12 protein-coding genes and 2 pseudogenes are annotated in these 7829 nt (G+C 33.9%); 8 read left to right on the plus strand and 6 right to left on the minus strand.

Going from position 1 to position 7829, the window contains the following annotated elements; genetic code table 11:
- The 3 genes and pseudogenes from HE1_RS10295 to HE1_RS02270 all read left to right on the plus strand — a co-directional run.
- Positions 1-461, plus strand: a pseudogene (locus HE1_RS10295) (hypothetical protein); the annotation flags it as partial.
- A gap of 351 nt (positions 462-812) precedes the next feature.
- Positions 813-998 carry a hypothetical protein gene (locus HE1_RS02265; RefSeq protein WP_035544250.1) on the plus strand — a complete coding sequence of 62 codons (186 nt, stop codon included), beginning with the start codon at positions 813-815 and terminating at the stop codon, positions 996-998.
- Between the two features lie 128 nt (positions 999-1126).
- Entirely contained in the window at positions 1127-1396 is a 270-nt protein-coding gene (locus HE1_RS02270) for a hypothetical protein (protein ID WP_035544253.1), read from the plus strand.
- Between the two features lie 409 nt (positions 1397-1805).
- On the opposite strand, the gene HE1_RS02275 is transcribed toward HE1_RS02270, so the two are convergent.
- Genes HE1_RS02275 through HE1_RS02285 form a run of 4 tightly spaced genes read right to left on the minus strand, consistent with a single transcriptional unit; the run spans position 1806 to position 4088 of the window.
- Entirely contained in the window at positions 1806-2801 is a 996-nt protein-coding gene (locus HE1_RS02275; RefSeq protein ID WP_006294838.1) for a hypothetical protein, read from the minus strand.
- Positions 2801-3259, minus strand: a complete 459-nt coding sequence (gene pth / locus HE1_RS06405; RefSeq protein ID WP_052567232.1) for an aminoacyl-tRNA hydrolase — start codon at positions 3257-3259, stop codon at positions 2801-2803. Before pth ends, HE1_RS02275 begins: the two co-directional genes overlap by 1 nt.
- Positions 3222-3422, minus strand: a complete 201-nt coding sequence (locus HE1_RS06410) for an aminoacyl-tRNA hydrolase family protein (protein WP_052567234.1) — start codon at positions 3420-3422, stop codon at positions 3222-3224. Before HE1_RS06410 ends, pth begins: the two co-directional genes overlap by 38 nt.
- 6 nt (positions 3423-3428) lie before the next feature.
- Positions 3429-4088, minus strand: a complete 660-nt coding sequence (locus HE1_RS02285) for a 50S ribosomal protein L25/general stress protein Ctc (protein WP_024161364.1) — start codon at positions 4086-4088, stop codon at positions 3429-3431.
- Between the two features lie 214 nt (positions 4089-4302).
- Between HE1_RS02285 and HE1_RS07105 the strand changes: the two genes are divergently transcribed.
- On the plus strand, positions 4303-4470 hold the full coding sequence (locus tag HE1_RS07105; protein WP_242837178.1) for a helix-turn-helix domain-containing protein: 168 nt from the start codon (positions 4303-4305) through the stop codon (positions 4468-4470).
- A gap of 208 nt (positions 4471-4678) precedes the next feature.
- Positions 4679-4930, plus strand: coding sequence for a hypothetical protein (locus tag HE1_RS07110; RefSeq protein WP_242837179.1), 252 nt, complete (start codon positions 4679-4681; stop codon positions 4928-4930).
- A gap of 130 nt (positions 4931-5060) precedes the next feature.
- Here the strand turns inward: HE1_RS07110 and HE1_RS02290 are convergent, their stop codons facing one another.
- Positions 5061-6050 (minus strand): acetyl-CoA carboxylase carboxyltransferase subunit alpha, encoded by a 990-nt coding sequence (locus HE1_RS02290; RefSeq protein ID WP_373279899.1) that lies wholly within the window; start codon positions 6048-6050, stop codon positions 5061-5063.
- 324 nt (positions 6051-6374) lie between these two features.
- Here HE1_RS02290 and HE1_RS02295 point away from each other — a divergent pair, with 324 nt between their 5' ends.
- From HE1_RS02295 to HE1_RS02305, 3 genes are all read left to right on the plus strand, one after another.
- Entirely contained in the window at positions 6375-6629 is a 255-nt protein-coding gene (locus HE1_RS02295; RefSeq protein ID WP_035544256.1) for a hypothetical protein, read from the plus strand.
- Positions 6626-6835, plus strand: coding sequence for a hypothetical protein (locus HE1_RS02300; RefSeq protein WP_035544260.1), 210 nt, complete (start codon positions 6626-6628; stop codon positions 6833-6835). The genes HE1_RS02295 and HE1_RS02300 overlap by 4 nt, the downstream gene beginning before the upstream one ends.
- A gap of 65 nt (positions 6836-6900) precedes the next feature.
- The gene (locus tag HE1_RS02305; RefSeq protein WP_162480209.1) at positions 6901-7182 is read left to right on the plus strand and encodes a hypothetical protein; all 282 of its coding nucleotides are present in this window, start codon (positions 6901-6903) and stop codon (positions 7180-7182) included.
- Positions 7183-7614: 432 nt separating this feature from the next.
- Here the strand turns inward: HE1_RS02305 and HE1_RS02310 are convergent.
- Positions 7615-7829: pseudogene (locus tag HE1_RS02310) on the minus strand (hypothetical protein); the annotation flags it as partial.

The raw sequence follows: 7829 nt of genomic DNA on the forward strand, positions 1-7829 counted from the left end.
AGAATTATGGAGTATATTATGAAGACAATAATTCATGGAGGAAAAGTTTATGGGACAAGTATTACACGCAAATGCCAGAACGACTGAGGTACTCCGTAGAGAGATCCAATAGGGAAGAGAGCATAGCAAAAGCGGCTATACTATTTAATGTTAATCCAAAAACAATTATCAAATGGAAGAATCGAGAAGATACAAAAGATCTCCCTATGAAAGATTTGGAAAGACTTTCCAAACTTATGACCATTGTCGCTGTTGCTATTGTATACGCTTCTATAACGGGCCTTACACAAGAAATTGCTTACAAAAAAACAGTCAGAGCACTTTTCTATTCATCTTTGTATTCATACTTCACAAGGGGGCTCAGGTGGATCAAAGATAAACTCTTATTCTTTGATTTTAGCGATCTTTTAAACTACCTGAAAAAAAGTGAGGGGGAGTATGTTAATCGACAAAAGAAATGATCTTTTTTATCAGTTTTCCACTTTATCTAAAATAAACAGAGAACTATTTGTTAAAACACTAGAGGTCTTAGAAAACGACAAAACTGAAGATATTTCCTTTTTAAAAAAAATAAGTTTAGATCAAAACGATTTGAATTACATTTTAGAAATTTTTTCCCCTTCAAGTTTTCCAATGCAGTACAATTTACGCGTATAAAAAGTACCACAATCAATTTGGAATAAATCAAAAATAGCTTTTTCAAATAAATAATCACTTCGTGCCATTCAAAAACTTTTCCAAAACTAAAAAAACTATCTTTAGATTGATGCGGTATCAAAGGCTTTACACCTTTACTTTCTTTTTCTGCACCCTTGTTGGAAGAAATTAATTTTTGCAGAAATGAAGAGCTATCTATCAGTTTAGAAGATGCTGAAAAATTAAAAAGACAGTTTCCTTTGCTTAAAAAAATCGTCATATTAAGAACGATAAATAAAGAAAATTGGGGAAATATCATTTTCCAATCAAAAGCAGTATTTGCTAATAAAGAAAAGCAGTGACTTTTAAATAAATAATACTTGAAAAGTAGGGAATAAAACTTTATCAGATGATAGCTTTTCTTGTGTTTATTAAAATATTTATATATTTTTGATATAATGATAATCGTAAAAAGAATATATACGTAAAAATGGTAAATAATAAAATTTTTATTATATTTTGTGCGTTAACCGTAAATACGGCGGCACATGCTCTGGTTGATACAAAATTAACACAACGCATTAAGGATGTATCAAAAAAAAAATTTGAGTTCGTCGATCTTGATTACGAAAAAAAAACCACTTTTCTCGAAGAAATTTTTTTAGATTTTCTGAACTTTTTAAAAGACATGGAAAAACAATTAGAAGAATTAAAAGTCAAATTTCAATGCTCTACTCGACGCTATTTCTTGGTTCTTTAAAATATCTAATTCAACCTAAATTACTATAGCAATAAAAAACACCCTCCACAGACGGCAATTTCATTGAACTGGGGCTACTTGTTTTTCAGGAAGAAAATACTTTATTCTATTCCCTATTCCGCTGATCATCCAGAAACGCGTAATGTCTTATTTAACATACCTCTTTTTTGAATTTTTATTAAGTTTTCAAAAAATACAGAAAAAATCAACTTAGAGTAAAATTTGTTAAAATTTCATAAAAAACAATTTCCAAGGGGGCAAAAGTATCAACTCAACTATATTGCCTAAGATATTAGCACTCTCTATTTCTTTCTTTAAAAAAACTTTTACATAGTGCAACTAAAGCTCAAAGATCTTAAACTAGGCAATGTTGGTAACATTTTATAATTGTTTAACAAAATTCAAAAAATTATGCAGAGCAAAGCATTTGAATGACAGAAATATCATCGTTTTCTTGAAAAAGATCTTTTTTAATATTAACTTCTAAATCGTACAAAGCATCCATGCGTTTTTCTAAAAACTCTAAAGACCACTTACTAATATGATTTTGAACAAAGGGAAGGTGTTTAAAAAAAATTGGAGGATCCAATTGAGTAGCCAATTTTGCAATGTGCTGCGCTGATATCTTTTCCTGGGCTTCTTTATGAGTTTTTTTATATTGCTCTAGCGAAACTTTTAGCTGCCAGCACTGCCAAACTAATTTTTGCCACGCACGCACCCATTTTAACTTTTGATCGTTATGACGTAAATACTCAATTACTGTAATATCAGGCTTATTAAGTAGCGGTAAAAAAATTTCTTCTACATTCATAACAATATGATGAAATAATTGCTCCAAATCTTCTTGTTGAATTGCGTTTTTATTTTTAGCTTGATACAACAGCTTTAATGTTTTTGCAGTGCTTACCCAGTCTCCTTCTTGCACCCATTGAGCTACAGTTTTCAGATATTGCCCAGAAAGCGGAACCTGACAGACTTCTAAACATCTTTTAAGAATGGTAATAGATTGATCTAATGATGCTTCATAGCTAGGGACCAAAGCTCTAACAGGAGATTGTTGAAAATTTTTTACCCACAAGGAGTGTTGCCGAAATTGAGAGGACGTCAATATTAGTTGAATATTTTCTGGCAGTGCATTTAAAACCGATTGATAAGACGAGAATTTTTTTTCTGGAACTTCTTGAACAAGAATTACTGTCCTTCCTACATTGAATAAGGTCGGAGCGCACAATGAAGTATGCTGGTCCCAAAATTCCGCATCTTGAGTTCGAATAAAACGTAGATCTAAGTTTTGAAGCTCATTTATAACGTTTTCTATAAGATTGGGCTTGTTTCCATACAACAAAAAAGCTTGGTAAATTTTGTCTTTAAATGAAGGAAAAAACTCATGAAGGGCTATTTTCATTAAAATTGTTCAGAAAGTTTAGAAGATTTCAATAAAGAAGTTTCCTTTAAAATACCACAAACCTTATCATTGTTGCTTTGAATGATCCAAGGAATTGTTTGGTGAACAACAGGAAAAATGAAATTCTCAAAGGTTTTTTTCTCTTTTGGTGTAAAAGCCCCCAAAACAAATTTAGATACTTCTGCAGAACCTGAAGGTCGACCAATACCAACCCGAAAACGATTATAATCGCTTCCGCATCTTTCAGAAATATTCCGAATTCCATTGTGCCCTTTGTGCCCTCCGCCAATTTTCCATCTTAAGGTTCCAAAGCCCAGCTCTAACTCATCATGAAATACAACAAGATTCCGCAAAGGAATATTATGCATATTTAAAAGTAATGAAACTACAGTACCTGAAAGGTTCATGTAAGATAAAGGTTTACAAAGTAAAATGCAAACCCCTTGGAAACAAAACACCGACAAAAAAGCATTTGTTTTTTTCCCAGGAACGGCTTTCCTGAAGCTCTTTCTGAAAAAAATCTTTTATAGAATCTAATACTAGAAATCCTGCATTGTGCCGTGTTATTTGATATTCATCTCCAGGATTTCCTAGCCCAACCCACAACCAATCATAAAGCATAAAAAACTATACAGAAGTTGATTGTGAATCAGAATGTTCTTGAACATCAAGCTTGTCTCCAGAAGACGGAGGTACAATACTAGCGATAGCTTCATCTTTCTCTACATGCAATACCTGAACATCTTTAGGCAAAGCAATCGATTCCAAATGAATCGTTTGCCCGATATCAAGATTGCTAATGTCTACTTCTATGACTTCAGGAATATGATCAGCAGGAGCAAGAATCTCAAGGTGATGGTGAACAACGTTTAATGCGCCTCCTCTTTTAATTCCAACACTCTTATCTTGATGAAGAAAAGCAATACGAACTAAAAGCTTTATTTTTTGATTTTTTGATAAACGACGTAAATCAACATGAACAGGCCTATCCTTAACACTACAAAACTGAATAGAACTTATTAAAACTTTTCCATGATCTTGAACTTGAAAAACACGACTAAAAATCCCAGGCTTTTCTAATTCACTGGCAATATCTTTTGCACAAACAGAAACATTTTCAGAAGGACCTTCGCCATAAAGTACACAAGGAATGCGCCCTGAAAGACGCAACGCTCGGATCTGTCCCTTAGTTTGATGCGCTTGTCTAGGATAGACAGTTAAGAAAGGAACAGAATTGTCTAAAGAACACTTCATTACTCTACCAATTACTAAATAATCAAGTTTCATGTTACCTGTGATGGAAAATAAAAGCAATAGCCCGTTTTAAAAAATTCAACTTCTTTACAAAATAAGAAGCTTTTAACTAAAGATATTTTTTGTTAAAATTGGAAAGGAAGTCTTTTAAAAGTCTTTAAAAATGATTGTATGTAAATTTTGTGAATGTTAAAATTGCTTTAAAAGCGGTTTTGTTTGAGGGGTTCAGAGGTACAAATGTAAAAATGTGAAAAAAATTTCACGATATGTGCCCGAGAAAGACAAGCTCCAAGCCCTTGTTTTATACGCAAGCGGCCTTTCAATGAACCGAAGTGCTCTGCGTTTTGGTGTCAAGAGCAACTGCCGTTTTGAAGAGGGCGGGAACCTTAGTATCAAAGCTATGCGCCAAAATTGAGCCATCTCCAGAAGACAAAGTTCTTGTCATGGAAGTCGATGAATTTTGACAATTTTGGCATTATTAAAAAAAAGCAAAAATTTGGATTTTTAAAGCTTGGATTTCTAAAGTATATGATCGTGCTGGAAAACGGCTCATCGATTGAAAATTTGGTGATCGTTCGGGTCAAACATTCAAACGACTTTTTGAACGATTAAAGAAATCGAAAATTTTATTTTATTGCGTAGATCATTGGGCAGGTTTTAATAAAATCATTCCAAGCCCCCGCCTATTTCAGGGAAAAGATAAAACGTTTTCCATCGAACAAAATAATACTCCACACCGCCATTGGTTTGCGAGATTTCGTCGAAAACCCCTTGCAAACAAACGATCACTAGAAAATCTGGAGGTAGCAATGCGTATTTTTGCGGCACTTCATGTTAATAAAACATTGAAAATCAATCATGATATCTTTGGTTAAAAGTCTCAAATTTGGCACCAAAAGTGATAATTTTTTTGTCCATAGCACATTTTTTTGTTATAAATTTTTATTTCATATTATCCATAAAAATGAAAAAAGTATCGCACTTCTTTTTCAGAATGCAATACCTTTAAATTCTATTCTCACTAAATTTACCTTCCGATAAATCGTAATGGTTTGGTTTTAAAACAAACTGTCGACCTATTTCTAGAAACTTTGTACGACGATCTGCTTTAGCATTTTCATACGTTTCTTGTAGCGCAAAATTAAGGTGCCTTCCCACAGCGAAAATCGTAGAATGGGGGTCTCGATGCGCCCCTCCTAAAGGCTCTGGAATGATATCATCAATTATTTGTAACGTCCTTAGGTCTTGAGCAGTTAATTTTTGTGCTACTGCGGCCTCTTCCCTTTTATCACGGCTTCTCCATAAAATTGAAGCACACCCTTCTGGAGAAATAACAGAATAAACAGAATGTTCTAGCATAAAAATTTTATTGGCAGTAGCTAAGGCAATAGCTCCTCCCGATCCGCCTTCACCTATGATCACAGAAATAATGGGAACATCTAAAGAAAAGCTTTTCTCTAGACAGGCAGCAATGGCATAGGCTTGTCCTCGCTCTTCTGCTTCTGTTCCCACATAAGCACCCGCAGTATCCACAAAAGTCAGGATAGGAAAACCAAATTTTTGAGCAAAATCCATGCAGCGCAACACTTTTCTATACCCTTCAGGATGAGGCATTCCAAAATTATGTTTTAGTCGACTTTCCGTGTCGTGCCCTTTTTCATGCCCTATCACCAGCACAGTTGTTCCATAAAATCGTCCCACTCCTGCCTGAATTGCCATATCGTCCCCAAAGGTTTTGTCTCCACACAAGGGAAAAAAATCTTGCACTAACTGTTGGATGTAGGCAGAAGTTTTTGGACGCTGTTCATGGCGTGCAACAAGAACTTTTTGCCATGCAGTAAGATTTTTATACAGATTTGATAGCAATGTCTTACGTTTTTTTTCTAGGCGCAGAATCTCAGTCTGAATTTTGATTTTATCTCCAGAAATACCTTTAAGTGCTTCAATTTGATCTTGAAGCTTTACTACCACGCTTTCAAATTCTAAATGCTGCATAATTAATTTCATACTTATTGATATTATAAATGTAACAGATTGAAAAAAAATATTCTACAGCAGACTAAAACAAAGCCATTTTAAGAATTCTTTTCAATTACAAAAAATTTTCTTTAGAATGATAATATTTAATGCTTTTTCAATAAAAGTTTTTCTGATTTGATTTTTTAGAATTTTTTATTAATGACAAGAAGAGTCAAAATCTAAGTGTTTTTTGCTCAATTTATTTTTCTTAATATCAAACTGAAAATCACTAAGTTGTTTAGTTATTTATTCAGATTGTTCTGACAGAATAGAGAAAGAAAAAAATTTAAGGAGCAAGATATGACGCAAAAAACTCTTCCTATTTTAGGCACCGTGTGTGCGATTTCCCTTGTTTTATTAGGATTTATCGCAGGCTGTAAGAAAAAAGAGGAAAAAGAAGAAGTTTCTTCTGAAAAAGATAAAGGAGAAACCACAAAAGAGCCATCCCCAAGTGAAGAAAAGAAAGACATTAGCATGTCTGATTCGCAAGAAAAAAATCAAGAAACGGACGGAAGTTCTGAATCTGAAGGAAGTAAAAAAAGAAGAAACGCTTGATAGTAAAGAAGAAAAGTCAGAAGAAAGTAAAAAAGAAAAGTCAGAAGAAGGTAAAAAAGAAAAAAAAACAAAAAACGCATTCGAATAATAAAGGAGACGAAAAAAGAGTAGCCCTAGTAGAAAAAACTCTAAAAGACATGGCGGTTGCTTTGTCAGGTTCTCGTGACAAATCAAAATCTGTTGAAGATGACGTACTTTTAGCATAGTAAAATTTCTAGAAACACAGTGCAAAGGGGAATAAAGGTCTATGGAATTCAAGCAGTTTCAGAATATGAACTGGAAAATGGGATTTTTAATTTTTGGAGTGACAAGTTCGTGTTTTGCAAATCTACCGGACATCACGCTTTCGCCTCTTACTCCACTTAATCCTGACCTTCCTTCCGCTCCTTCTGAGGCTGGATCCTTACCTGAAGCTTCAAAAAATCCTTCTGCCCCTACTCAGGAAAAAGTCATAGATCCTCCGGTGCCTGAAAATCGTATTGAAAAGTATTATTCAACTTCCTTTGCTGATTATTTTGGACCTTCGCCTTGGGTAATTTCTAGCACGCCTTGATTTCAGTAAATTCTTTTTTAATTGTTCGAAAGGGGGGATATTTTGTGATAATAAAGTATTGGTTTAGAAAAAATCTTTTTGAAAAGCGTTTGTTGAATAAAAAATAAATAATTTGACGAACGATAAATAATAGATTCCTATGAATAAAAATATACATAGCTAGTTTTAGCTGATTAGCTGGGTATATTTTTTACTTTTTCTCATTATGGCTAATCCGCTATTGTACCATTTCCCGATACTAAATAGACAAATACGATGCGGTACATATACTTTTCACAATTGGTATTTATTTTTCATTTAAAAAGCCAGCGGCACGGCCCGAAAAGGTAGATCCAGCCAAGCAGGAAGCTTTTTATTCAACGGTGATGCCCATACTCCCCCGCACTTTTTTTCAGGTAGTTTAAAAGATCTCTGAAATCAAAGAATAAGAGTTTATCTTTGATCCACCTGAGTCCCCTTGTGAAGTATGAATACAAAGATGAATAGAAAGGCGCTCTGACTATTTTTTTGTAAGCACATTCCCGTTATAGAAGCGTATACAATAGCAACAGCGACAATGGTCATAAGTTTGGAAAGTCTTCCCAAATCTTTCATAGGGGTATTTTCAAGGTTAACCCCTTGCGTTTTCATAGTTCTGAACAGCCGTT

It is taken from the genome of Holospora elegans E1, assembly GCF_000648275.1.
Classification (GTDB): domain Bacteria; phylum Pseudomonadota; class Alphaproteobacteria; order Holosporales; family Holosporaceae; genus Holospora; species Holospora undulata_A.

Excerpts from the sequence above, each read along its gene's own strand:
- HE1_RS02270 (WP_035544253.1), top strand. The coding sequence starts at position 1,127 with ATGGTAAATAATAAAATTTTTATTATATTTTGTGCGTTAACCGTAAAT.
- HE1_RS02275 (WP_006294838.1), bottom strand. The coding sequence starts at position 2,801 with ATGAAAATAGCCCTTCATGAGTTTTTTCCTTCATTTAAAGACAAAATT.
- HE1_RS06410 (WP_052567234.1), bottom strand. The coding sequence starts at position 3,422 with ATGCTTTATGATTGGTTGTGGGTTGGGCTAGGAAATCCTGGAGATGAA.
- HE1_RS02285 (WP_024161364.1), bottom strand. The coding sequence starts at position 4,088 with ATGAAACTTGATTATTTAGTAATTGGTAGAGTAATGAAGTGTTCTTTA.
- HE1_RS02290 (WP_373279899.1), bottom strand. The coding sequence starts at position 6,050 with ATGCAGCATTTAGAATTTGAAAGCGTGGTAGTAAAGCTTCAAGATCAA.
- HE1_RS02295 (WP_035544256.1), top strand. The coding sequence starts at position 6,375 with ATGACGCAAAAAACTCTTCCTATTTTAGGCACCGTGTGTGCGATTTCC.
- HE1_RS02305 (WP_162480209.1), top strand. The coding sequence starts at position 6,901 with ATGAACTGGAAAATGGGATTTTTAATTTTTGGAGTGACAAGTTCGTGT.